The 22,934-nt window shown below is 65.3% G+C and carries 24 protein-coding genes; 8 read left to right on the forward strand and 16 right to left on the reverse strand.

Translation table 11 applies throughout. The features are described from left to right. Positions 1-48 precede the first annotated feature (48 nt). Positions 49-420 (forward strand): VOC family protein, encoded by a 372-nt coding sequence (locus LK12_RS19615; RefSeq protein WP_039288054.1) that lies wholly within the window; start codon positions 49-51, stop codon positions 418-420. A gap of 49 nt (positions 421-469) precedes the next feature. Here LK12_RS19615 and ubiA read toward each other — a convergent pair whose 3' ends face one another. Continuing rightward, entirely contained in the window at positions 470-1,399 is a 930-nt protein-coding gene (ubiA, locus tag LK12_RS19620; RefSeq protein WP_039288058.1) for a 4-hydroxybenzoate octaprenyltransferase, read from the reverse strand. 133 nt (positions 1,400-1,532) lie between these two features. Here ubiA and LK12_RS19625 point away from each other — a divergent pair, with 133 nt between their 5' ends. Further along, entirely contained in the window at positions 1,533-2,291 is a 759-nt protein-coding gene (locus LK12_RS19625; protein ID WP_039288062.1) for a 16S rRNA (uracil(1498)-N(3))-methyltransferase, read from the forward strand. Between the two features lie 58 nt (positions 2,292-2,349). Next, positions 2,350-3,723, forward strand: a complete 1,374-nt coding sequence (locus tag LK12_RS19630) for a glutamate--cysteine ligase (protein WP_039288065.1) — start codon at positions 2,350-2,352, stop codon at positions 3,721-3,723. A 1-nt stretch (position 3,724) separates the two neighbouring features. On the opposite strand, the gene LK12_RS19635 is transcribed toward LK12_RS19630, so the two are convergent. The 5 genes from LK12_RS19635 to LK12_RS19655 form a co-directional block, all read right to left on the reverse strand. Then, complete coding sequence (locus tag LK12_RS19635; protein ID WP_039288068.1) at positions 3,725-5,077, reverse strand: methyltransferase family protein; 1,353 nt, start codon at positions 5,075-5,077, stop codon at positions 3,725-3,727. A gap of 76 nt (positions 5,078-5,153) precedes the next feature. Continuing rightward, a complete protein-coding gene (locus LK12_RS19640) occupies positions 5,154-6,533 on the reverse strand; it encodes an outer membrane protein assembly factor BamB family protein (RefSeq protein ID WP_039289521.1) in 1,380 nt (459 codons plus the stop codon). A gap of 20 nt (positions 6,534-6,553) precedes the next feature. Further along, on the reverse strand, positions 6,554-7,354 hold the full coding sequence (locus tag LK12_RS19645; RefSeq protein WP_039288071.1) for a tetratricopeptide repeat protein: 801 nt from the start codon (positions 7,352-7,354) through the stop codon (positions 6,554-6,556). A 121-nt stretch (positions 7,355-7,475) separates the two neighbouring features. Then, complete coding sequence (locus LK12_RS19650; protein ID WP_039289524.1) at positions 7,476-8,603, reverse strand: glycosyltransferase; 1,128 nt, start codon at positions 8,601-8,603, stop codon at positions 7,476-7,478. 10 nt (positions 8,604-8,613) lie between these two features. After that, positions 8,614-9,486: an alpha/beta fold hydrolase gene (locus tag LK12_RS19655; protein ID WP_039288074.1), complete on the reverse strand. Its 873-nt coding sequence runs from the start codon at positions 9,484-9,486 to the stop codon at positions 8,614-8,616. A gap of 65 nt (positions 9,487-9,551) precedes the next feature. Between LK12_RS19655 and LK12_RS19660 the strand changes: the two genes are divergently transcribed. Beyond that, positions 9,552-10,961 (forward strand): protein adenylyltransferase SelO family protein, encoded by a 1,410-nt coding sequence (locus tag LK12_RS19660; protein WP_039288076.1) that lies wholly within the window; start codon positions 9,552-9,554, stop codon positions 10,959-10,961. 137 nt (positions 10,962-11,098) lie between these two features. Further along, positions 11,099-12,517 (forward strand): succinylglutamate-semialdehyde dehydrogenase, encoded by a 1,419-nt coding sequence (locus LK12_RS19665; protein WP_407938175.1) that lies wholly within the window; start codon positions 11,099-11,101, stop codon positions 12,515-12,517. A gap of 56 nt (positions 12,518-12,573) precedes the next feature. Here LK12_RS19665 and LK12_RS19670 read toward each other — a convergent pair whose 3' ends face one another. After that, positions 12,574-13,287 carry a hypothetical protein gene (locus LK12_RS19670; protein WP_039288082.1) on the reverse strand — a complete coding sequence of 238 codons (714 nt, stop codon included), beginning with the start codon at positions 13,285-13,287 and terminating at the stop codon, positions 12,574-12,576. A gap of 273 nt (positions 13,288-13,560) precedes the next feature. Next, on the reverse strand, positions 13,561-13,980 hold the full coding sequence (locus tag LK12_RS19675; protein WP_039288084.1) for a glycine zipper 2TM domain-containing protein: 420 nt from the start codon (positions 13,978-13,980) through the stop codon (positions 13,561-13,563). A 228-nt stretch (positions 13,981-14,208) separates the two neighbouring features. On the opposite strand from LK12_RS19675, the gene rarD reads away from it, so the two are divergent. Further along, complete coding sequence (gene rarD, locus LK12_RS19680; RefSeq protein WP_039288086.1) at positions 14,209-15,132, forward strand: EamA family transporter RarD; 924 nt, start codon at positions 14,209-14,211, stop codon at positions 15,130-15,132. Here the strand turns inward: rarD and LK12_RS19685 are convergent. The 5 genes from LK12_RS19685 to LK12_RS19705 all read right to left on the reverse strand — a co-directional run bounded on the left by LK12_RS19685 (position 15,109) and on the right by LK12_RS19705 (position 19,290). Next, positions 15,109-16,434, reverse strand: a complete 1,326-nt coding sequence (locus tag LK12_RS19685; protein WP_039288088.1) for a dihydroorotase — start codon at positions 16,432-16,434, stop codon at positions 15,109-15,111. The genes rarD and LK12_RS19685 overlap by 24 nt on opposite strands. 186 nt (positions 16,435-16,620) lie before the next feature. Continuing rightward, positions 16,621-17,298 (reverse strand): HPP family protein, encoded by a 678-nt coding sequence (locus tag LK12_RS19690; RefSeq protein WP_331454156.1) that lies wholly within the window; start codon positions 17,296-17,298, stop codon positions 16,621-16,623. 109 nt (positions 17,299-17,407) lie between these two features. After that, the gene (locus LK12_RS19695) at positions 17,408-17,752 is read right to left on the reverse strand and encodes a hypothetical protein (protein ID WP_039288094.1); all 345 of its coding nucleotides are present in this window, start codon (positions 17,750-17,752) and stop codon (positions 17,408-17,410) included. 188 nt (positions 17,753-17,940) lie between these two features. After that, entirely contained in the window at positions 17,941-18,519 is a 579-nt protein-coding gene (locus tag LK12_RS19700) for a nitroreductase family protein (RefSeq protein WP_039288097.1), read from the reverse strand. Between the two features lie 72 nt (positions 18,520-18,591). Then, positions 18,592-19,290 carry a pirin family protein gene (locus LK12_RS19705; RefSeq protein WP_039288101.1) on the reverse strand — a complete coding sequence of 233 codons (699 nt, stop codon included), beginning with the start codon at positions 19,288-19,290 and terminating at the stop codon, positions 18,592-18,594. 120 nt (positions 19,291-19,410) lie between these two features. Between LK12_RS19705 and LK12_RS19710 the strand changes: the two genes are divergently transcribed. Beyond that, positions 19,411-20,370 (forward strand): LysR family transcriptional regulator, encoded by a 960-nt coding sequence (locus LK12_RS19710; RefSeq protein WP_052223630.1) that lies wholly within the window; start codon positions 19,411-19,413, stop codon positions 20,368-20,370. Then, entirely contained in the window at positions 20,367-21,122 is a 756-nt protein-coding gene (gene ygfZ, locus LK12_RS19715) for a CAF17-like 4Fe-4S cluster assembly/insertion protein YgfZ (protein ID WP_039288104.1), read from the forward strand. Before LK12_RS19710 ends, ygfZ begins: the two co-directional genes overlap by 4 nt. A 9-nt stretch (positions 21,123-21,131) precedes the next feature. On the opposite strand, the gene LK12_RS19720 is transcribed toward ygfZ, so the two are convergent. The 3 genes from LK12_RS19720 to rpmA form a co-directional block, all read right to left on the reverse strand. Further along, the gene (locus tag LK12_RS19720) at positions 21,132-21,692 is read right to left on the reverse strand and encodes a GNAT family N-acetyltransferase (RefSeq protein WP_052223631.1); all 561 of its coding nucleotides are present in this window, start codon (positions 21,690-21,692) and stop codon (positions 21,132-21,134) included. A gap of 153 nt (positions 21,693-21,845) precedes the next feature. Further along, the gene (locus tag LK12_RS19725) at positions 21,846-22,400 is read right to left on the reverse strand and encodes a GNAT family N-acetyltransferase (protein ID WP_039288106.1); all 555 of its coding nucleotides are present in this window, start codon (positions 22,398-22,400) and stop codon (positions 21,846-21,848) included. A gap of 263 nt (positions 22,401-22,663) precedes the next feature. Beyond that, positions 22,664-22,933: a 50S ribosomal protein L27 gene (gene rpmA / locus LK12_RS19730; RefSeq protein WP_039288109.1), complete on the reverse strand. Its 270-nt coding sequence runs from the start codon at positions 22,931-22,933 to the stop codon at positions 22,664-22,666. Between the last annotated feature and the right edge of the window lies 1 nt (position 22,934).

Below are 22,934 nucleotides of genomic sequence, written 5' to 3' on the forward strand. Positions count from 1 at the left end.
TCTTTGCCAAGCCGGTGATTCGCCGGCAAGCAAAAAGGAGTTGTAACCATGGCCAAGGGCCGCCTCGAACACGCCAATATCACGGTAAGCGACATCGAACGCTCCTCTCGCCTGCTGCAGGACCTGCTGGGCTGGGAAGAGCGCTGGAGAGGTCCGGCGATCAACGACGGCGAGACGATCCACGTCGGCGAGGAGTTCAGCTACATTGCCATCTACACCGACCACAAGCCCCACGACCGCTTTACCAAGGGCGCGCCGCTCAATCACATCGGCCTCGTGGTCGACGATCTCGACGCCGCCGAGAAGATCGTCGTCGCCGCCGGCCTCGAGCCGTTCAGCCACGCCGACTACGAACCGGGACGGCGTTTCTACTTCTTCGACTGGGACGGCATCGAATTCGAGCTGGTCAGCTATGAATGAGCCACTGATCACCGGACCCGCAGCGGGGTATCGCCCCGCCGCGCGCCGATCAGATCATGCCCGCATTGCCGACAACCCAGCAGGCAAGCGCCATGACGAGGCCCGCGTCGCGGTTCGAACGGAAGCGATACAGCGCATTTTCGCCGTCTTCGGGATCGAGCGTGAAGGCCTGAAACCCCAGGTGAAGCGCAACCGGCACAAGGGCGACGAGCGCAACCCAGTCGGGGCGGATCGCCCAGAAGGCCAACGCCCAGAAGGCCAGCGCCAGAGCGTAGAAAGCCGTGATGCCGGCGCGCACGCGATCGCCTAGCCGCAGGGCTGCGGAGCGGATGCCGATCAATGCATCGTCTTCGCGGTCCTGAATGGCGTAGATCGTGTCGTAGCCCATGCACCACACGATGCTGCCCGCATAGAGCGCCGCCAACGCTTCGAGGTGGTCGGTGCGGATTTCTATCCAGCCGACCAGCGATCCCCAAGTGAAGACGAGCCCCAGCCATGCCTGCGGCCACCAGGTAATCCGTTTCATGAAGGGATAGGCGGCCACCAGGGCAAGGCTGCCCAGCGCCACAAGCTGCGCCTGCCAGCGCAGTTGCAGGAGTACCCCGGCCCCGACCAGGCACAAAGACACGAGCCAGATCCAGGCAGCCTGCAGGCTGACCCTGCCGCTCGCGATCGGTCTGGCTGCAGTGCGCGCCACGCTGCGATCGAGATCGGCATCGACAATGTCGTTATAGACGCAACCGGCGCCGCGCATCGCAATGGAGCCGAGCAGAAACCAAAGCAGCAGGTCCCAGCGGTCCTCGCCCCCGGCCAGCAAAACGCCCCAGGCGCAAGGCCAGAACAGCAGCCACCAGCCGATAGGCCGATCAAACCGGGCCAGCCTGGCGTAAGGGCGCAGCGGCAGCGGAAGCAGGGAAACGAGGCCGCCATGCTGGCTGTCGGGCACACCGACATCCGAAAAGGTTGATGGTTCAGTCACGCGGCAGGTCTAGTCGATTGCATGCCTTGTGTCATCGGTCATCGCGAAACGGCCCTTTCGCCCGTTGCATAGCGGCAGCGATGGCGCGAGAAGGCAGGCCCCTGACAACTCCGGATCGAGAAAGCCGCTGTTCATGGCAGCCACCCCCGCCTGGCCACCCCGTTCGGCTCCCCGCCTCTTCGTTCCCGGCCCGCTCGCTGCGGCAACGCCGGTCTCCGTCGAGGGGGGGCAGGCGCACTATCTCTCCAAGGTGATGCGCGTGGCGCCGGGCGATGCCGTGGTGCTGTGCGACGACCTCACCGGCGAATGGGCGTCGCGCGTCATTTCGGCAGGAAAGCGCGATGTCGTTCTGGAACCGGCGGAATGCCTGCGCCCGCGCGAACAGGTGCCCGACTTCTGGCTATGCGCGGCCCTGCTCAAGAAGCCGAACTTCGATCTCGTCCTCGAAAAGGCGACCGAACTCGGCGTGCGCCGCATCCTGCCGCTGATCACGCGCCGCTGCGTAGCCGACAAGCTGAACCCGGACCGGGCGCGCACGATCGTCACAGAAGCGGCCGAGCAATGCGCGCGAACAGCGCTGCCGGAACTGGCGCCCGCAATGAAACTGGACGCCCTGCTGCGCGACTGGCCGGAGGACCGCGCCCTGTTCTTTGCCGACGAGCAGGGCGGATCCCCTGCAGCCGGGATGTTCTCGGCCCACGCCGGAGCGGCCGCCCTGCTGATAGGCCCGGAAGGCGGGTTCGACGATCAGGAGCGCGCCGCGATCCGTGCCCATCCACAAGCGCGTGCAATCACCCTGGGCCCGCGCATCCTGCGCGGCGAAACAGCCAGCATCGCCGGCTGCGCGCTGTGGATGGCAGTTGCAGGCGATTGGGCGACAAACGGGAATTGAGCATTTCCGAAACAAATATTGCTGGCATCGGCAGGCCCGCCCCACTACTTCCCGCCGCATGAGCACCAGGGAGGTATCGGATCGCGCCGATCCGATCGTCGAAAGCCTTGATCAACTCGCCGCGCCGATGGCCGCGGGCGAAAAGCCGCGCGCGGCGTGGCGAATCGGCACCGAGCACGAGAAGTTCGTCTACGACGTCGTCGACCACCATGCCCCCTCCTACGACGAACCCGGGGGCATCCGCGACCTGCTGATGGCACTGACCGAGTTCGGCTGGACGCCGATCGAGGAAAACGGCAAGGTCATTGCCATGAAGGGGGCCGACGGCACCGTCAGCCTCGAACCGGCCGGCCAGCTCGAACTGTCCGGTGCCCCGCTCGAGAACCTGCACGAAACGTGCTGCGAAACCGGACGCCACCTCCAGCAGGTAAAGACGATCGGCGACAAGATCGGCAAGGGTTACCTCGGCCTCGGCATGTGGCCGGACAAGACCCGCGAAGATCTGCCGATCATGCCCAAGGGCCGTTACGGCATCATGCTGCAGCACATGCCGCGGGTCGGCTCGATGGGTCTCGACATGATGCTGCGGACCTGCACCATCCAGGTCAATCTCGACTATTCGAGCGAAGCCGACATGGCGCAGAAGTTTCGCGTCAGCCTGGCGCTGCAGCCGCTCGCGACTGCGCTCTTCGCCAACTCGCCTTTCACCGAGGGCAAGCCGAACGGCTATCTTTCGTACCGCAGCCACATCTGGTCGGACACCGATCCGGCGCGGACCGGCATGCTGCCCTTCGTGTTCGAGGAAGGGTTCGGCTACGAACGCTATGTCGACTACATGCTAGACGTGCCCATGTACTTCGTCTTTCGCGACGGAAAGTACATCGACGCCGCCGGCCAGTCTTTCCGCGATTTCCTCAAGGGCGAACTCCCGGCCCTGCCCGGAGAGCTGCCGCGGGTGAGCGACTGGGAAGATCACCTGTCCACCGCCTTCCCAGAAGTGCGCCTCAAGTCCTTCCTCGAAATGCGCGGCGCAGACGGCGGACCGTGGGGCCGCATCTGTGCCTTGCCCGCCCTGTGGGTGGGCCTGCTCTATGACCAGACCGCGCTCGATGCGGCCTGGGATCTGGTCAAGGACTGGGACATGGAAGGCCGCGAACTCCTCCGCGCCGCGGTGCCCAGGCTTGGCCTCGATGCGCCGCTTCCGGGTGGCGGTAGCCTACGCGACATTGCCGGCGAAGTACTCTCCATCGCGCGTTCAGGCCTTGCCGCGCGCGGCCGGCTCAATGCCGGCGGCGACAACGAGACCGGCTACCTCGAGCCGCTGGCCGAGATCGTAGCTTCGGGAAAGGTTCCGGCCGAGCGCCTGCTCGACCTCTATCACGGCGAGTGGGGTGGCGACGTCTCGCGCGTTTACGGTGTGAAGAGCTTCTGACCTATTCGGCGGGGTGAAGCTGCGGATTGCGCGGCTGAAGGCGATTGCCCAGGCGTGACAGCGTGCGCGTGATCAGGGCGTTGCGGCCCATCCACTCGTAGTACTCGCGGTACTTCGGATCCTCAGCCAGCAGGTGCGCTTCCTCGGTCCGGGCGCGCCAGTAGTAGATGGCGCTGACGATCCCCAGCAGCACGGTATTGCGGACCGCCTCGGCGAGAGATCCGTCGCGTACCAGGAAGGGCAGGGTCGATGCCCACCAGAACAGGTTCTTCGACAGATAGGCCGGATGGCGCGTGAAGCGGTAGGGGCCATTGGTCAGGACGCCGCGATAGGTCAGGTTCGAAAACCGCAGGCCGAACGCGAAGGTGGCCCAGGCATAGATTGCCGTGAGGAACACCATCAGCGCTGCCCAGCCCCATAGCAGCGCCTGATGCGTGGCCAGAACGCCGGCCCAGCCGACCGTATTGACCTCGTATCCCAGCACGTCGGCACGGCCCATCGTGCCCCATACGAAGGGCGGATAGCACATCAGCGCCGCGAGCCAGCCGGCAAGGAAGGGATTGCCGCTGCGAATATGGGCATCGAGCGGCCGGAACGTCAGCAGGTAGCCGACCGTCCCGATCTGCACGTCGATCAGGAACAGGCCTGCTATCAGGGTCGATCCGAGCGCCGCGGGATCGTATTCCATCGCCGCGAAGTCGGCATTCACCACTTGCGCGAAGCCCGCGGGCAGGATCGAGATCATGAAGGCGCCGAAGAATGCCTTGATTGCCCAGGCCCGCCAATGCTTCTTGATTTCGCCCGAATCCCAGGCTTCCCGCCCGATCAACATGGCGCCGAAGTGCCAGGCATGGTCGCGCGGCTCGATCACGTAGCGATCGAGCCAGAAGATGTAGGGAACAGAAAGCACGAACAGCGGCAGCGCCGCGGTGCCGATCACTTCCATGGCGAACAGGTACTGTCCGTCCCAGTACCAGCGAGCGATGCAGTAGTAGAAGCCGATTACCGCCCAGGTCGCCCACAATCCGGCGATCTTGGTGATCGAGATGTCCATCGTTTCCGTCAGCGGACGCGGCGCGCTCCAGTCGATTCCGGTCGACGACCGCAAGTGGACCTTGTCGACGAACACGGACCAAAACGCCATGGCCGTGCCGGTGAAGAGCAGCGTGGCTACCGAAGCGTAAGGTCCGCTCATCGGGGCATGCGGACCGGGCAGGGCGAGAGCGTCCGCAATCGCCGCCCAGTTGCGACAGACCATCAGCCACAGGAACAGGGCGGCCAGCCCCGACAGGCCGACGCCCGCCGAGACGTCACTGGCGGGCCGGCGGTCCGCGACGGTCTGGGCATTGCTCATGCCCGATGCCTAGCCGGAAATGGTTAAGGGGTCCGAAACGGGACGGGATCGGGCCCCGCCCCGCATCCATGCCGGATCAGCGGAAAGCCGTGATCCGGCCCGAATTGTCAAGGATGTACAAGGTCCGGTTGGCCACGACCGGCTCGAGCATCACGCCATCGTTGAGCTCGGTAAAGCGCGTGTAGGTTCCGGTTGCCGGATCGACCTTGCCCACTTCGCCTTCGGAATTCGCGATCCACAGGCTGTTGCCGGCAAGGACCGGGCCCACCCAGAAGATCGGATTCTTGCGTTTCTTCTCGTTCTTGAAGCGCGCCAGCTGCGTCAGCCAGCGAACGCGGCCGGTAGAGCGGGCAATCGCCAGAATTTCGGCGTGATCGTCGAGCGTGAACACCCAGTCGCCGGCCACAGCCGGTGTGGAAATACCGGCAAGATTGAGTTCCCAGATACGCTGTCCGGTAACGAGCTCGTAGGCGGCCATGCGTCCGCCCTGGCCCAGCGCATAGACGCGGCCGCGGTCGATGATCGGATCGGCATCGACGTCGGTCAGGCTGCCGACCTCGGTCGAAATCGACGTGCGCGCGAGAGCATCGGACCAGAGCTGGCGGCCATTCTCATAGCGGTAGGCAACCAGTTCGCCAGAGGAATAGCCGGCGATCACGGTTCCCTGCCCCGCCGCCGGAGCGGCGACGCCGAACACACCGGCCTGGGTCAACGAGCCCGACTCGTTCCAGATCAGCGAACCGTCCGTCGCGTTGAGCGCCAGGATCTGGTTGTCCTGGGTCATGACGTAGACCGCGTTGAAGGCGATCGTCGGCGCCCCGCGCAGCGGGCCGGCCGGCTTCTTGCTCCAAATCTGCTCGCCCGTGGCGGCTTCGAGCGCGGCGACTTCGCCCACGCCCGTCGTGACGTAGACATGGCCGCTGTCATAGCTGACACCGCCGCCGAAGACGGACTTCGAGCCGTCTCCACTCACGCCGAAGTTCTTGGTCCACAATTTGGCGCCGCTCTGGGCATCGAAGGCATGGACCACACCCTCGGTATCCATCACGTAGAGTCGGCCATCGCCGATCACCGGCGCGGCGGCGAGACGCTGCCGATTCGAGGATCCAGCGACCTGCGCGGTCCAGGCCCGCGAGGGCGTTGCTGCCAGCGCAAGGTGGCCATAGGCCTTGTTGGCGGTGCCGCCGCCCTGAGCCCAATCGGCGTTGACCTGTTCCGGCGGCAGGATCACGGACACGGAGGCCAGGGTCGGATCGACCTTGGCCCCTGTCTCGATGCGCGAAAGGATCGGAACCCTCTCGCCGACCGTGGGCGTCTTGGGGCCGCTCTTGCCGCCACCGAACAGCTTGCAGCCCGACAACCCCATCACCAGCGCAAGCGCGATCAGGGGCACGACCCTGCGTGCACCGGGGCCGCGGCGGTCAGTTCCGCGAGTGTTCGAGACAGTAGCCTTCATGCGCACCTCATCAGACATTCTTATTCACCGCTCACTTCGGCGGCCTTGACGATCTTCGCGACCGGCTTGTCGAGCGGCTCGCCCTTGTCGTCCACCACATCGTCCACGGCATCGACGCCAAGTACGGCCGCAAGCTGGCGCGCGCGGCTGCGCAGGGCATCGTTCACCCCCTCGTCCTTGGCGATCGCCGCGAACAGCGGACCCGCCTGGTCCTTCTTGTCCTGCTTGAGATAGGCCATGCCCACCAGTTCGCCGGCAACGCCGAACCAGGGATTGCCCGGCGCGGCAAGCGGCTTGAGACGATCGACCACATCCTGCGGCTTCATCGCGTCGAAGTTGGCCGCGACTTCACGAACACGCGCAAGGTCGCGCAACGGCTGCGGTGCCTTGGCATCGGCCGCCACCCGCCCGTAGAGCTTGAGCGCCTGATTCTTGTCGTCCTTTTCCAGCGCGATGGCGGCCAGCATCAGCCTGGCCGCGGTGGCATTGGCATCGGATCCCTGGTCTGCCAGAGGCTGCAGCTTGGCCTTGGCATCATCGAGATTGCTGGCCTGAACGCTGTCGAGCGCCTGGACGAAGGTTTCGGTCCGGCCCTCCAGTTCCGTGGTCTGGCGGTGCTGCCAATAGAGCCAACCGCCGAACGCGGCGAGACCGAGCACGATCACGGCAATCAGCGGCTTGCCGAAGCTCTTCATGAAGGTCTCGACCTGGTCCTGGCGCAGGGCATCGTCGACCTCGCGAACGAACACGTCCTGCTCGGCGGCAGCCAGCGCCGCTTTTTTCTCTTCGGATTTCGAATTCTTGTCTGGAGGCAGGGCCAATTTGGGCGCTTTCCGCGGTAATCTGGATGGTTGCGGGGCTGTTTAACGTATGGACAGGCGTTTTCAACGGGGATGATCGCTGCACGTCCCGGCGTGAAGCGCGCCTGAATGGCGAATGTGGCTAGGGGAAGGCAGTCCGTCCCAGGGCACGGCCATAGGTTTCGCGGTAGTCGCGAATCATGGATTTCTCATCGTAATCGGCCTGTGCGCGGGCGCGATTGGCTTCTCCAACCGCCGAACGCAGGGCCTCGTCTGCGGCCAGGAGGCGCAGCGATCCCGCCAGCGCCGCCTCGTCCCCGGCAGCCGTCACGAACCGCCGGTTATCCCCGGATACCATGTCCGCCACGTCGCCGACGGCAGGCGATGCCACCGCGACTCCGGCCGCCATGGCCTCGACAACGGAAATCGGGAACTGCTCGCTGTCGGAAGAAAGCGCGAAAATGTCGAACAGGCCGACCACGCGCGACGGGTCCGGGACGAAGCCGGGCAAGTGAACCCGTTCGGCGACACCGCAGGCGGCGGCCTGCGCCGCGATAGCATCGCGCTCCGGCCCCTCGCCCACGATCACCAGCCGCCAGTCCTCGGGCAAGGCGGCGAAGGCCCGCACGAGGCGGGGCAGGTTCTTGACGGCGCGCAAGCCGGCAAGCGTACCCAACCATCTTTCGCCCGGGGTCTTGATCAGCCCCGGCACTGCATCGGCGGACGGCGGCTCGCGATACGCGCCCGTGTCGATCCCGTTCACGATCAGCCGTACCCGCGCGGCGGGCTGGCGCCAGGCATCCAGCGCTATCGCCTGCAGCCGCCGCGAAGGCACCACCAGCGCCGATGCCCGCGCAAGCGCCACGCGCCGGAACTGGTTGCGCGCAGGTTTCAGGCCCTGCGCTTCATCCTCGTTGAAGCCATCTTCGTGATGAACGAGTGGCCCCAGGCCCAGCACGCCTGCATAGAGGCGATGCGCCAGCACGGCGTCCATCGCCCCCCAGTTGTAGGTCAGCACCAGATCGAAACCTTGCATGGCGCGGGCAAGGCGCAGCAGCCGCAAGGGCGTGGGACGGCCTTGCAGGCTCGGAAAGTCCCGCGGGTACTCGACCTCTATTTCAGGATCGAGCGCAACTGCAGCGCCATAGGCATCGGGTTGGGCGGAGACCACCGCGTGAGCGACCTCGGGCCCGAAGGCATTCATCAGCCGGGCGGCGCGCAATTCCTTGCCGCCAGCCGAAAAGCTCGAGTGAAGGTGCAGGATGCGCACGGCGAAGGCCTCAGGCGACGCGCGCCAGCAGCCGCTCGATGGCGGCAATCGATTCGGGTTCGTCGAGCGTCGGCGCGTGACCGACGTCTTCCAACGTCACGGCGTCGGCACCCGGGAGGCGGCGAACCATTTCTTCGAGCGTCGCTTGCGACAGCAGATCGGACAGGGCGCCGCGCAGGATCAGTACCGGGCTTCCCGCCAGGGCCTCCCAGGCCGGCCAGATATCGGGCTGATCGTCAACCTCGAACGCCATGAACGGCTCGGCGATCTTCATGTCGTAGTCGAACACGATCCGGCCATTGCTCGTCAGCGTCATGATGCGCTTCGCCATGCCGATCCAGAAATCGAGAGGCTGGCCGGGGTGGGCCTGGCCGTGCGTCTCCTCGATCTCGCGCGCGGCGTGCACCCAGGTGGGAAAGCTGCGCCCCTGGCCGACATATTCCTTGATCCGCGCGAGGCCATCGGGCTGGAGTTGCGGCCCGACATCGTTGATCACCGCCCCGGCGATCTTCTCCGGAATCACCGTCGCCAGCCCCATCGTGAGCAATCCGCCAAGCGACGTGCCGATGGCAACGAAACGCTCCACGCCTTCCTGTTCGATCAGTTCGAGCAGGTCCTCGGCATACTGCGCCGGCGTGTAGCTTGCGGCATCCTTGGCGTATTCGCTTTCGCCGCGGCCACGCAGATCGGGGCAGATCACGCGCCGTTCGGTGGCAAGACGGGATGCCAGGTTCTCGAAATCGCGTGCATTTCGGGTCAGGCCGTGCAGGCACAGGACCGGCGGCAGCGCATCGCCGGCGCCCGTTTGCGGGCCCGGATAATCGCGGAAATGCAGCTTGAGTCCGTCGCGGCTCGACCAGAACCGATCTTCGAAATCCGTCATGCCGAAACGGCAACCTCCTTCGCACCCGGCTTGATCGGCGGGCCAGCGCACCCCACTATCGCTTGATGCGAAGCGAACCGCAAGCAAGTGCCTATCGCCCCGATCCGCGCATCGCGAAAATTGCCGACTGGATCGGCGATCCGGTGCCTGCTGCGGATTTCCCCCGGCACCAGTTGCGCTTCCGCAATGACCGCTGGGCCAGGGCTGTAGGGCTGGACGATCTCGACGATGCCACGTGGATATCCCACCTCGGGCGTTTCGAACCCCTGCCGGACAATCTGCCGCAGCCGTTGGCCCTGCGCTATCATGGGCACCAGTTCCGGGCCTACAACCCCGACATCGGTGACGGCCGCGGCTTTCTCTTTGCCCAGATGCGCGATGCCGACGACCGCCTGCTCGATCTCGGCACCAAGGGCTCCGGCCGCACGCCCTACAGCCGCGACGGCGACGGCCGCCTGACACTCAAGGGCGCCGTGCGCGAGATCCTCGCCACGGAAATGCTCGAAGCGCTCGGCGTCAATACCAGCAAAACCTTCTCGGTGATCGAGACCGGCGAATCGCTTTGGCGCGGCGACGAACCCTCGCCCACCCGCTCGGCCGTGCTGGTGCGCCTTTCCCACGGACACATCCGTATCGGTACCTTCCAGCGCCTCCTGGCCCACGACGACAAGGAGCACATGGAGGCGCTCGTCGCCTATTGCCTGGAGACCTATCCCGGCGGGCAGCCGCCGGCCGATGCGCCCGCCCGCGAGGAGCCCGCGGTCATCCTGATGCACCAGGTGGTCGAACGTCTGGCGGATCTTGCGGCAAGCTGGATGATCGCCGGATTCGTCCACGGGGTGCTCAATACCGACAACATGAACATTTCGGGCGAAAGCTTCGATTATGGTCCCTGGCGCTGGCTGCCCAAATGGGACCCGCGCTTTACCGCCGCCTATTTCGATCATGGTGGGCTCTACGCCTTCGGACGTCAGCCGGAATCGGTTCTATGGAACTGCGGCCAGTTGGCCGTCGCCCTGCGCATGCTGACAGACACCGAACCGCTGATCGCCGCACTCGACCGCTTCGGACCGCTCTACCAGCAGGCGATGGCGCGCCGATTTACCTGGCGTCTGGGGGTCGAAGCACAAGGGCTCGAAACAGACACCACGCTGATCCAGGCGGCCGAGCGCCACATGGTCGACAGCCAGCAGAGTCCGGACGATTTCTTCATTGCCCATCGCGGCGGGCGCGGCGCAGGTGACGATCAATTCGGAGAAATTCTGCGCCGCTACATCCCCGCCGCCGATACCGAGGCGGATATTTGGCACGCGAACGAGCCGCCAAACCTGTTGATCGAGGAAGTCGAACGGATTTGGTCAGCCATCGACGAGCATGACGACTGGGCGCCACTGCAAGAAAAGCTTGCGCAAATCCGCAACCTTGGCAGAAATCTCGACGAACCGCCCGAGCCGTGCGGCCTGCAAACAATTTAAGCCCGCGCGTTAGCACCCCGGTAGGAATACTTGTGGCATAGACTGCCAAATCTAGAACTTTCTTGGATAACGGATTGTTAGCCGTAATGGACGGTGCAGCAGCAAGTTCAGCAACAATAGCCAGCGATCGAGGCCCCGTGTCTGAATCAAGCAAGGCCGAAATCATTTCCTATGAGCCGGCGACCGGTGCCGAGATCTGGCGCGGACCCGTGTGCGAGATCGACGATGTCGTGTCGCGTGCGCGCCGCGCGTGGCCGGGCTGGGCAGCCCAGCCGCTGTCTACCCGCATGGAACTGGCCCGCCGCTTCGCCAATGAAGTGCGCAAGGACGCGGACAAGCTTGCCACCAGCATTGCCCGGGAAGTCGGCAAGCCGCTTTGGGAGGCCAATGCCGAAGTCGAGCAAGTGATCAACAAGGTCGAAGTCTCGATCCGCGCCTACGCAGAACGCACGAGTCAGCGAAAGCTCGATTCGGCCCTCCAGGGAACGATGGCGGTGCGCCACAAGCCGCATGGCGTGCTGGTCGTGCTCGGCCCATACAACTACCCGGCCCATCTGCCCAACGCGCACATCGTACCCGCGCTGATCGCGGGCAACGTCGTGATCTTCAAGCCCAGTGAAAAGGCCCCTGCCTCTGGCGAAATCCTTGCGCGCTGCTTCAACCGTGCCGGAATTTCCGCCGCGGTCATGCAGTTTGCACCCGGCGGGCCGACAGAAGGCCAGGCCCTGATCTCGCACGATGGCGTCGACGGCGTTCTGTTTACCGGTTCGGCCAATACCGGCATCGCCATCAATCGCCGGCTCGCCACGCGACCCGACAAGATGGTCGCGCTGGAAATGGGCGGCAATAACGCGATGGTCATGTGGGACACGCCCAAGCTGACCGACGCCGCCGCGCTGATCGTGCAGTCCGCCTTCGCCACTACCGGCCAGCGGTGTACCGCCGCGCGCAGGCTGATCGTCAAGAATTCGATGTACGATGCCGTCATCTCGGAAGTGAAGGCTCTGGCCGACCGGGTGATCTTCGGTGCACCGTTCGACGAGCCGGCGCCTTTCATGGGTCCGGTAATCGACAATGCCGCCGCCGACGGGCTTTCCGAAAGCTTTCTCTATCTGATGAGCAACGGCGGCAAGGCGATCAAGCACCTCGTGCGCCCCGACGAATCGCTGCCCTTCCTCAGCCCGGCGATCATCGACACGACGGCGATGAAGGACCGCCCCGACGTCGAGCTGTTCGGTCCGATCCTGCAAGTCATCCGCGTGGAAGACTTCGACGAGGCCATTGCCGAAACCAACAACACGCGCTTCGGCCTGGCCGCATCGCTGATCGGCGGCACTCCCCAGGAATACAACAAATTCTGGGCCAACGCCCGCGCCGGTCTCGTCAACTGGAACCGCGCCACGGTGAACCCCAGCCACGCGGCGCCGATGGGCGGCATCGGCCTATCGGGCAACCACCGCCCCACCGGCTACTATGCTGCCGACTACTGCGCCTATCCGGTCGCCTCGGGCGAAATGGAACAGCCGCGCGCGATGATCGGCGTCGGCCTCAAGTAAAGCGGTATAGGACTCTTCCCGTCCCCCTGGTCGGGAAGAGTCCGGACCTGCGGATTTTATTCGCCGCTGGTCACCAGATCGACTTCGGTGATTCCGCTGCCCAGCTTGCGAGCGTAGATGACATAGGCCTTGCTACCCTTGCGGCCGCCAAGCACGTGGTCGTCGCCATCAAGCTTGTACTCGGCGCTGTACCCAGCCTGCCCCGCCTTGGTGTAGTAGAAGCTGATCACGTCGTCGGGCGTGACCGGCGTCGCGAAATTGACCACCCTCAGGGAACAGTTGCTGCTGTCGATGCCGGCGGCCTCCTGCACGGCGCCGCGCGGATAGACGGGAATCTCGGACGGCAGCTTGGCCGCCCAGGTGTTGGAGTACTCGGCCTTGGCGGCGCAGTCGGTATGCGCGAGCTTCGAGGCTTGCGCGATTTGCGCAGCGGTAGCAGCTGCCTCGGTCAATTCGGCAGCGCCGCCACTGGCGGGCTGCGGGGCGGGCTTGAGATTGCCGCCCACGGCAGCGGCAGCCTTTTCCTTGGCGTCCGCGATCGCCTCGGGCGACCGGTCCTCGGGCGGCAGAGTGATTTGTCCACTGTTGGCACCCACGGCAGCGCCATCCTGCCCGGCCATGTCCGGATCGACCATGATCTGGTCGCCCAGCGCTCCGCTCATCGCCGGATCGGTTTCGGTGCCGGTGGGCGTCTTGTCGTCGGAGCCGCAACCGGCAAGAAGCAGCGTACCGGCAAGGCCGAAAGCCATCAAACGGGCGAAAGTCTTCATCGTCGCGTTCCTCATTTCGCTGCACCACGAGAGCGCAGCGCTTCGCCTTTATCCGTTGAAAGGGCGATCAACGCTTTCAACCAGACGCGAAAAGTGGCGGAATTGCGAGTCGTAAGCAACCGGCGTCCCAATTCGGGAAGAGCGCGGCGCAAAAGGTTGAGGGCGCCCGCGCTACACGCAGACGCCCTCCCGCCCGGGCACGCAGGGCTGCGGCCGGACGGTCCCCCACGCGTCGCCGTCCGCGTGAAGAACCGATTTTCAGATCATGTCAGGTCAGCGGCAGCGGGAATCGCCACGGTCGATCTCGCGTCCGAGCAGCGCGCCACCGACCGCGCCCAGCAATGTGCCCAGCGTGCGATCGCGACCGCCGTCGATTTCCCGGCCCAACAGCGCACCTGCTGCACCGCCGATGATGAGCCCGGTCGTGCCGTCCTGCTTGCGGCAATAGTAGCGGCCGTCGCGGCCACGCCAGGTTCGCGTGTTGCGGTAGACCGGCTCACCGTAGCTGCGGTAGTTGCCGCGATATCCGCGACGCCGGTCTTCACGCGAATAGCGCTCGCGGCTGTGATTGTAGGTTTGTTCACCTGGCGCATGGAACTGTGTGTCGAACGCCGGGCTTGCCGATGCCGGAGCGGCCACTGCAAGGCTCGCGGCCGCCGCAGCCAGGGCCGTAAACTTGTTGAATGCGTTCATCTCATTTCTCCTCGCACGTGAGGGGCGGACCGGGCTGTCTCGACTCGATCCGTGCCACGCATTCATCTTTAGGCCGTTTAATATGAACGGCCTGCAACGGCGCTGTCAGATTTGGCTTAATCGACGAAGCGAGCGGAAGATTGCGATGAAACGATAGTCTTGCCGGGGCGAGGCCAGACCTTTATGCGCCCCCCGGTCGGGCCAAAGCCCCTCCCCCCAGAGTTCGTCATGCCAAGCACCATTCCCTCCCGCCTGGGCGGCCTCGCCCAGGGCCTGAGCGCATATCTGATCTGGACCCTGTTCCCGCTCTACTTCGCGCTGCTAAAAACCGTCTCGCCGTTCGAGGTGGTGGCGTGGCGCATCCTGTTCACGCTGCCGTTCTGCATCGCGATTATCGCGCTGTTACGGCAGGGCCGCGAGTTGCGTGCAGCCTTGAGCAACCCGCGCATCCTGGGGGCCTTGGCCGTGAGCGGGACGCTGATCGGCACAAACTGGCTGGTCTATGTTATCGCGGTAATGCACGGCCATGTGCTTGCGGCGAGCCTCGGTTATTACATCAACCCGCTGCTGAACGTGCTTACCGGGGCGATTTTCCTGCGCGAACGCCTCTCCCGGCTGCAATGGTTCGCCGTCGCTTTAGCGGCGATCGGCGTCGCCCTGCTGGCCAACGATGCCCTGGCGACGCTGTGGATCAGCGTCACGCTGGCCCTCGCCTTTGCCGGATACGGACTCACGCGCAAGCTCGCTCCGGTTGCTTCGCTTCCGGGCCTCACCATCGAAACCGTGGTCCTGCTGGTCCCGGCTTCGGCGCTGCTGGCTTGGCAGGCGACGACCCCGGAAGGCCTGAGCATGGGCACCAGCGTGGATCTCAGCCTGCTGCTGGCCTGCGCCGGCGTGCTGACCGGCATCCCGCTCTTGCTGTTCGCCAGCGCCGCCAGAAAGCTCGACTTTTCGGTGTTGGGGTTTCTTCAGTTCGTGACCCCGACGGGTTTGTTCCTTCTCGGCCTGTTCGTTTTCGACGAACCGCTCAGGCCGGTTCAGCTCGTGTGCTTCCTGTTCATCTGGACCGCGATCGGCTTGTTCTGCTGGGACATGCTAGCACGCAACCGGTCCGCGCGGTCTGCGGGATTACAGAGCGCCGGCGAAGCGTAGCGGCTCGCCCAGCGCCTGATTGGCCAACTGGCCTTCCCACATCGCGGCGTGGCCGCGCACGATCGTCCCGACGACACGCCCGTCGAGTTCCATGCCGGTAAACGGCGACCAGCCGCAGCGGCTTTCCACCCAGTCCTCGGTCACGGTGAACTTGCCCTTGCGGTCGACCACGGTGAAGTCGGCATCGTAGCCGGTGGCGATGCGCCCCTTGCCGACGAGGCCGAACACGCGCTGCACGCCGGCGGAAGTCATGTCGATCAGCCGCTCCAGCGTCATGTTGCCCTTGGCGACGTGATCGAGCATCAGCGGCAGCAGCGTCTGCACACCCGGCATGCCCGAAGGACTGGCCGGATAGCTCTTGGCCTTTTCTTCCTTGGTGTGCGGCGCATGGTCCGACCCGATGACGTCGGGCACGCCCTGCCGCAGCCAGTGCCACAGCCCGTCACGATGCGCGGCCGAGCGGATCGGCGGGTTCATCTGCGCATAGGACCCGAGCCGCGGATAGGCATCTTCGGCCGCGAGCGTGAGGTGCTGCGGGGTGACTTCGCAAGTCGCGATATCGCGGTGCTGCGCGATCAGTTCGAGTTCCGCCGGGGTGGTGACGTGAAGGATATGGATCGGCCGCCGCGCCTGGCGCGCCAGCCGCAGGATGCGCCTGGTCGCCAGCATCGCGCTTTCATCGTCGCGCCAGACGGGGTGACTGGAAGGATCGCCCTCGACCCGCTCGCCCTTGCGCTCGTTCATCCGCGCTTCGTCCTCGGCATGGATGGCGACGCGGCGGCGGCCATGCGCCAGCACCCGGGCGAGTTGTTCGTCCTCGGCCACCAAGAGGTTACCGGTCGAGGCGCCCATGAAGATCTTCACGCCGGCGGTGCCCGGGATGCGCTCCAGGTCGCCCAGCTCCTCGGCATTCTCCGCCGTCGCGCCGACATAGAAGGCGTGGTCGCAGTACATGCGGTGATGGCCGCGTTCGAGCTTGTCGTGCACGCGCATCACCGTGTCGGTGTTGGGATTAGTGTTGGGCATTTCGAACACGGCGGTCACGCCGCCCATCACCGCCGCGCGGCTGCCGCTTTCAAGGTCTTCCTTGTGCTCCAGCCCCGGCTCGCGGAAATGGACCTGGCTGTCGATGACGCCCGGCAGCACGTCGAGCCCGGTACAATCGATCCGGCGCGCCGCATCGGGATAGCTGCCCACGCCCACGATCTTGCCGTCACGCACAGCGACATCGGCCACGGCGGCGCCGTTGGGCGTGTGGACCATTCCGCCGGAAAGCACGAGTTCGGGGGCAGTTGCGGTCATCGGCTAGTCTCTCCGCTGTCCAGGGTTACACGCAGTTGACACGGGTGACACGGTCCAGAAGCAAGCCGCCGAACCGCATTCCGGCTCGGACCTAGGCTTACCGTGGAGATCGTGCAAGGAGGGGGCGCCGGCGTCATGCCGCCATTCTGCCACAGCCGGCAGCGTGTAGGACAGGCCCTTGGCCGTTCAGCGACCCGCGCCCTTGCGCAGCAGGGCCTGGACGAAGGCGTCGAGATCGTCGACTTCGACATCGAGCACTTCGTTCCAGTCGGCCAGAACCGCCTGGATGTCCTCGCGGCTGTATGCGGCCTGCGGCGAAAGCGGCACGCGCGGCGGACGGTGGGGCCAGGGGTGGCCCGTCAGGTTGTTGAACAGCCAGCCGACGCCGCTGAGCAGGAACACGTTCGCCGCGATCGGCAGCATGAAGGCCGCGCCCCAGGGGACCTTTCCCGTCGCTCCCAGGGCGCAGAGCAGCGCGCAGGCGCCTCCGGGCGGATGCAGGCAACGCGCCAGCGACATGACGGCGATCGCGATGCCCACGCCCAGACTGGCGGCCAGCCAAGGATCACCCAGTGCATGTCCTGCGCCAAGGCCGATGATAGCCGAAATCAGGTTGCCGCCGATGACCGGCCAGGGTTGCGCCAACGGACTGGCCGGCACGCAGAACACCAGCACCGCCGACGCCCCTAGCGGTGCCACCAGAAACGGGAGCAGCGCGGCCCTGCCGCCCACCAGCAGCAGGGTCACGGCTCCTGCCACAGCTATGCCCAGTCCCGCTCCCACGGCGTTGCGCGCCCAGCCCAGGTGGCCGACCGCCATGCGGCCCCAGTTGGCCTGCGACGTCCGTTCCGGTAATTGCGACACGATCCCTCCCTTGTGGCAGGGGCGCTATGCCCGATCCCATGCCGGACGGCGACACAGGCATTTCACGGAGTTGAAAAGGTCAGCTTTTCAACCTGCACCGTGGATCAGGTCAGAACGCCACCTTCACGCCGACCATGACGCGGTTGCTGACGGAGCCATCCGGCATCGCCGCCGAATCGACGTGCAAGTCGAGCGAGGCTCCTCCCCCCAGATCCACCTCGGCACGCGGCAGTCCGCCTTGCGTCACGTAAGTGTCCGGCAAGGGGCGCAGCCGGTTCGCTTCGGGATCGGGTGCGCAGACCACGATCTCGTGCCCGGAAGACAAGGGGCAGCGCGGCTTCACCACCTTCAGGTCGAGGCCCACGTCGTCGCCGGAGACGTCGGCCAGGTCGAACGGCACCGGTGCCTGTGCCATGACAACAGGACTATCGGGGGGAAGATCGACGGGGGGCATCGGCACCTCGCAGGCAACAGCAATGCACCTTGCCCTCGCAAACGTGGCGAATTCGCGGCAGCCGCTCCCTTCCGCCGATTAACTTTGCGCAACCAAGACGGCCCGGCCCGCCCCTGCTGGGGCGAACCGGGCCGATCGGCGCCCGCAAGGGCCAAGGGGCCGGGCGGGCGCCGCGGGGGGATTGAAAATCAGGCGAACTTGCCGGCCTTGACGATCTCGGCAACCGGCTTGCGCGAGCTGGGAATTTCCCTTTCCTGCAGGAAATCGGGCAATGTTTCCTTCGCGGCCTGCTTGCCGATCACGAAAGCGGCCTCGAGACGGTGATCGTCGGGAATTCCCAGCGCCTTTTCCGCCTCGCCGAACTTGATGCCCGTCATGCCGTGGGTGTGATAGCCCATCGCCTGCGCCTGGAGCGCGGCAAGGGCCCAGGCCGCGCCGGCATCGAAGCTGTGGCTGTGGTTGTCCGAATTGCCCTTCTCCGAGCGCATCTGCGAATCAGAGACGACGAAGACCAGGACCGAAGCGTCCTTGGCCCAGCTCTGGTTGAAGTCGATGAGCTGCGAGAGCAGCAGGTCCCAGTTGGCATCGCCGCGGCGGGCATAGAGGAACGTCCAGGGCTGGACGTTGTAGGCCGAAGGCGCCCAACCGGCGGCCTCGAAGATCACGTCGAGGTCTTCCTGCGGCATCTCGCTGCCATCGAAGGCGCGCGGGCTCCAGCGATCGACGATGAGCTTTTCGACCTTGGGGTGTGCAGTGCGTCCGGTCATCAAAACGGGTCCTTTCGGTTGGGGAGAAAGAAGTGGAATGCGCGGCGGAGCAGAACGCTCCGCCGCAGGGGATCAGGCGGCATCGACGAGGACGAGTTCGGCATCCTCGAGCGCAGTCACGGTGATGGTGTCGACGCCGGTTATGGCGACGCCGTCGCGCGCCCGCGCTTCGACCTCGCCGATCCGCACGCGCCCGGCGGCGGGGACGAGATAGGCATGGCGTCCGGTTTCGGTGCGATACGTCACCGTATCGCCCGCCTTGATCGTGGCGCCCAGCACGCGCGCGTCGGCATTGATCGGCAGCGCATCTTCATCATCCTGCCTGCCGCTGGCGAGCGTGACGAAGCGACCGGCGCGGTCGCCCTTGGGAAAGGGACGCGCGCCCCAGTCAGGCCGTTCGCCGCGACGATCGGGCATGATCCAGATCTGGAACAGCGTGGTTTCCTCATCCTCGAGGTTGTACTCGGAGTGGCGAATGCCGGTTCCCGCACTCATGACCTGCACGTCGCCCGCTTCGGTACGGCCACGATTGCCGAGACTGTCCTCGTGCGTGATCGCACCTTTGCGAACGTAGGTGACGATTTCCATGTCGCGGTGCGGATGGGGGGGAAAGCCCGTGCGGGGGGCGATGGTATCGTCGTTCCAGACCCGCAGGCGGCCCCAGGTGGTCCGCTCCGGATCCTGGTAATCGGCGAAGGAAAAATGGTGGTGGGCGTCGAGCCAGCCATGGTTGGCGGCACCGAGGCTTTCGAAAGGGCGCAGTTCGATCATGGGGGCACTCCTCGAATTGGACGGCATGGGGGTCGCAGCGACCCGATGCCCGTGAAGTTAGGGCTTGGCGAGCAATCGGAAAATTGAGATAAATTCGACAATAATGTTCGGAATAGTTGAATGCCTGACCTCGTACCGCCCAGTCTGGACCACCTGCGCACGTTTCTCGCCGTCGTGGAGGAAGGCAGCTTCAATGCCGCCGCGCGCAAGCTTGGCCGGGCGATATCGGTGGTCAGCTACGCCATCGCCCAGCTCGAGACACAGCTCGACGTCCAACTTTTCTATCGCGAGGGTTCCCGCAAGCCGCAGTTGACCGAGGCCGGACGCGCCCTGGTCAGCGAGGCCCACGCGATCGCAGACGATGTCGATGCGCTGTTGGCGAAAGTGCGCAGCCTGCGGCAGGGACTCGAAGCGGAGCTTTCCCTTGCCATCGACGTCATGATGCCGGGCCATGTCCTGGCCAGGCTCCTGCGCGACTTCCAGGCGCGCTTTCCTAGCGTTTCGCTGCGCCTCCACATCGAGGCGCTGGGCGCCGTCGCGGCACTCGTGCTGGAGGAGCGAGCGACGCTGGCGGTGGCGGGGCCGGACATCCTCGACCTGCCGGAAACCGAGCGCGAAACTATCGGCTCGGTGGAGATGGTGGCCGTCGCCGCGCCGGACCATCCGCTGGCACGGATGGAGCGGATCGCCCCCGGCGAAGCGCGCAAGCACCTGCAACTCGTTCTGACCGACCGATCGCCGCTGACCGAGGGCCGCGACTTCTCGGTATTCAGTCCGCGATCCTGGCGCCTCGCCGATCTCGGTGCCAAGCACGCCTTGCTCAAGGAAGGGATCGGCTGGGGTTCGATGCCGCGCCACCGCGTCGAAGCCGACCTGGCAAGCGGTGCGCTCGTGGAACTGCACCTGCCCGAGAGCGCGACGATGATCTACGCGCTCGTCGCCCTTTGGCGAAAGGACTGCCCGCCCGGCCCCGCCGCCACCTGGGTGCTAGACGAAATACGCGAGCGGCTGGCGAACTGTCCCCAGAAGGCGTCAGCGGGACTTGCACCGCAGGCCCCGCTCCCCACCTTGGAGTCATGACTGCGACCCGCCTCTTCGACCGCACCGTGATCCGCCTGTCCGCCCGCGAAGGTGCGGACGAGAGCGTTGCCGATTTCCTGCAGGGACTCGTCACGTCCGACGTCAAGTCGGCGCTCCCCGTCTGGACCGGGCTGTTGAGCCCGCAAGGCAAGGCGCTTTTCGATTTCCTCGTCTGGCCCGCCGGCGACGACATCCTGCTCGACTGCGAGAGCGTCGCCGCCGATGCGCTGATCAAACGGCTGTCGATGTACCGGCTGCGCAAGCCGATCGAGATTGCCCGTGACGAGAGCGTGGCCGTGCACTGGCGCCCCCATATGGGCGATGCCGCCGCGGCCGATCCCCGGCTTCCCGCACTGGGCGAACGCTGGATCGCCCCGATCGACGAGACCGACCCCGAAGAAAGCGAAAAGGGAGCCGACGCGGCATGGCGCGAGCATCGGCTTTCGCTTGGCGTTACGGAAGGCCGGGCAGAGCTGGGCGACGGCGAGACGCTGTGGCTGGAATGCAATGCCGCCGAACTGAATGGGGTCAGCTTCACCAAAGGATGCTTCGTGGGCCAGGAGAACACCGCGCGGATGAACTGGCGGCAGAAGGTCAACCGCCGCCTCGTCGTCGCGCCGCTGGAGCGTTCCGACGAGAAGCGGCGGCGGATTGCCTATCCCGATCTGGGCCTTGCCGTGGACTACCTGCGGGTAGCCGACATGGATGCGGACCTGATGCCCGCATGGCTCGTGAACGCGCAACCCCGCTGACGGCGTCGGTCAGGCGGAAAGTGCATGCTCGTCCTGGGCCGCGAAGAAATTCGAGTGGCCCTTTTCGAGATCGGCCACGAAGATCCTCGCCGGCGCTGACCCGCCACGCCCTTCGCTGTAGCGCGGCTGTTCATCGCCGGTATCCTGAAAGCCCGCCGCCTCGAGCACACGAACCGAGGCGTCGCTGTCGATGAAGTGCCTGGCGACCAGACGGCGGTGACCCAGGGTCCAGGCCTGTCTCACCACTGCACGCAAGGCTTCCAGGGCATAGCCCTTGCCGCGATAGGCCGAGGCGATCCAGTAGCCCACCTCTGCATCGTTGCCGTAGGGACCCAGCCCGATGCCGCCCACCAGCTTCGCTCCCTGCGCGCCTCGCAGATACATGAAGAAGTGGGGGTAGCGCGGGTCGCGCGGGCGCTCGAGATATTCACGCACAGCCTCTCGGGTGCGCGGAAATGCCGTCACTTCCACAGTGCGCTGAATTGATTCGTCATTGAAGGCCTCGAAAAGATCGTCGAGATCTTCAGGCCAACCAGGTCGTAAAAATAGCCTCTCCGTGCGGAAAAACATTAGACGGTTCTCCGTTTCCCCGATTCCGCAAAACTATTGTGCCCCCAAACACCTGCAATTGCACGAACTTTTCTGCATTATGTGGGCTGCTTGCGACCAAAGGTCTGACATCTCGCGGTTAATCAAAGGTAATGACGTGAATCCAGTCCGGAGTCAGGCTGCGCGCTTGCATCGCATGGCATCCCCGCAGGCGTGCGAGGGGCCCAGTGCCAGTTCGTAGGTCCGTGCCGGACAGGCCTGACCACGCCCCTTGCTGAACCGTTCCACGACTCGCGCAGTCCTGCGAAAACCCGCCTTTTCGAGCACCCGTCCGGAGGCCGGATTGTCGACGAAGTGTTCGGCAACGACTCGGGTATGGCGCATGGCGCCGGCCAACCCCACCACGGCGCGCACTGCCTCGGTGGCATAACCGCGTCCCCAATGGTCGCGCGCGATCCAGTAACCCAGTTCGGCTCCACCTTCGGCTCGGTCCAGACCGATGCACCCGACGATGCATGCACCTCGGGCATCCGGCCTGGTGATCAGAAAGCGTGGATAGCGATGGCTCTGCGGCAGCCCGATGAAGCTGCGCGCATCCTCTGCGGTATAGGGCCAGGGCACACTGGCAAGGTTGCGCACGACGTCCTCGTCGGCAATCACCCCCAGCAGCTCTTCCCAGTCCTCGGGCCAGCCCGGCCGCAGGAACAGCCGTTCGCTGCGAATGAACATCTCGTTTCTCCACTCATCCGCCCCGCCATGCCGGATAGCCGGCGCGCGTGACATTGCCATTACGCAGGCGGGCGCGGAACGGGTCGGCCATGCACGACATCGCTAAGATGCGGCAGGCACGGGCCGAAGAGACGCACGCTTGCGGCGAAGGGAGGGAGAAACGCAAAGAGGGAGACGGGCGGTGGCCCTCTCCCTCATTCAGCCGAACTTAGAGCGTCCGGCGGGGCCATCCCGTCAGGATGGCCCGTTTACCGACCATCCGGTTATTCGGCGGCTTCCGCCATGGCATCGACCGACACGTACTTGCGGCCGAGTTTGCCATCGTGGAAGCGCACGCGGCCTTCGGCCAGCGCGAACAGGGTGTGATCCTTGCCCATGCCGACGTTCACGCCCGGGTACACCTTGGTCCCGCGCTGACGCATGATGATGTTGCCGCCGATCACTTCCTGACCGCCGAACTTCTTCACACCGAGGCGGCGGCCCGCTGAGTCGCGACCGTTGCGCGATGAACCGCCTGCTTTCTTATGTGCCATT

Source organism: Novosphingobium malaysiense, assembly GCF_000802225.1.
GTDB classification, from domain to species: domain Bacteria; phylum Pseudomonadota; class Alphaproteobacteria; order Sphingomonadales; family Sphingomonadaceae; genus Novosphingobium; species Novosphingobium malaysiense.

Excerpts from the sequence above, each read along its gene's own strand:
- LK12_RS19635 (WP_039288068.1), bottom strand. The coding sequence starts at position 5,077 with ATGAGCAATGCCCAGACCGTCGCGGACCGCCGGCCCGCCAGTGACGTC.
- LK12_RS19675 (WP_039288084.1), bottom strand. The coding sequence starts at position 13,980 with ATGAACGCATTCAACAAGTTTACGGCCCTGGCTGCGGCGGCCGCGAGC.
- LK12_RS19660 (WP_039288076.1), top strand. The coding sequence starts at position 9,552 with ATGCGAAGCGAACCGCAAGCAAGTGCCTATCGCCCCGATCCGCGCATC.
- rarD (WP_039288086.1), top strand. The coding sequence starts at position 14,209 with ATGCCAAGCACCATTCCCTCCCGCCTGGGCGGCCTCGCCCAGGGCCTG.
- LK12_RS19705 (WP_039288101.1), bottom strand. The coding sequence starts at position 19,290 with ATGATCGAACTGCGCCCTTTCGAAAGCCTCGGTGCCGCCAACCATGGC.
- LK12_RS19685 (WP_039288088.1), bottom strand. The coding sequence starts at position 16,434 with ATGACCGCAACTGCCCCCGAACTCGTGCTTTCCGGCGGAATGGTCCAC.
- LK12_RS19700 (WP_039288097.1), bottom strand. The coding sequence starts at position 18,519 with ATGACCGGACGCACTGCACACCCCAAGGTCGAAAAGCTCATCGTCGAT.
- LK12_RS19695 (WP_039288094.1), bottom strand. The coding sequence starts at position 17,752 with ATGCCCCCCGTCGATCTTCCCCCCGATAGTCCTGTTGTCATGGCACAG.
- LK12_RS19655 (WP_039288074.1), bottom strand. The coding sequence starts at position 9,486 with ATGACGGATTTCGAAGATCGGTTCTGGTCGAGCCGCGACGGACTCAAG.
- ygfZ (WP_039288104.1), top strand. The coding sequence starts at position 20,367 with ATGACTGCGACCCGCCTCTTCGACCGCACCGTGATCCGCCTGTCCGCC.
- LK12_RS19710 (WP_052223630.1), top strand. The coding sequence starts at position 19,411 with ATGCCTGACCTCGTACCGCCCAGTCTGGACCACCTGCGCACGTTTCTC.
- rpmA (WP_039288109.1), bottom strand. The coding sequence starts at position 22,933 with ATGGCACATAAGAAAGCAGGCGGTTCATCGCGCAACGGTCGCGACTCA.
- LK12_RS19670 (WP_039288082.1), bottom strand. The coding sequence starts at position 13,287 with ATGAAGACTTTCGCCCGTTTGATGGCTTTCGGCCTTGCCGGTACGCTG.
- LK12_RS19625 (WP_039288062.1), top strand. The coding sequence starts at position 1,533 with ATGGCAGCCACCCCCGCCTGGCCACCCCGTTCGGCTCCCCGCCTCTTC.
- LK12_RS19640 (WP_039289521.1), bottom strand. The coding sequence starts at position 6,533 with ATGAAGGCTACTGTCTCGAACACTCGCGGAACTGACCGCCGCGGCCCC.
- LK12_RS19615 (WP_039288054.1), top strand. The coding sequence starts at position 49 with ATGGCCAAGGGCCGCCTCGAACACGCCAATATCACGGTAAGCGACATC.
- LK12_RS19630 (WP_039288065.1), top strand. The coding sequence starts at position 2,350 with ATGAGCACCAGGGAGGTATCGGATCGCGCCGATCCGATCGTCGAAAGC.
- LK12_RS19725 (WP_039288106.1), bottom strand. The coding sequence starts at position 22,400 with ATGTTCATTCGCAGCGAACGGCTGTTCCTGCGGCCGGGCTGGCCCGAG.
- LK12_RS19720 (WP_052223631.1), bottom strand. The coding sequence starts at position 21,692 with ATGTTTTTCCGCACGGAGAGGCTATTTTTACGACCTGGTTGGCCTGAA.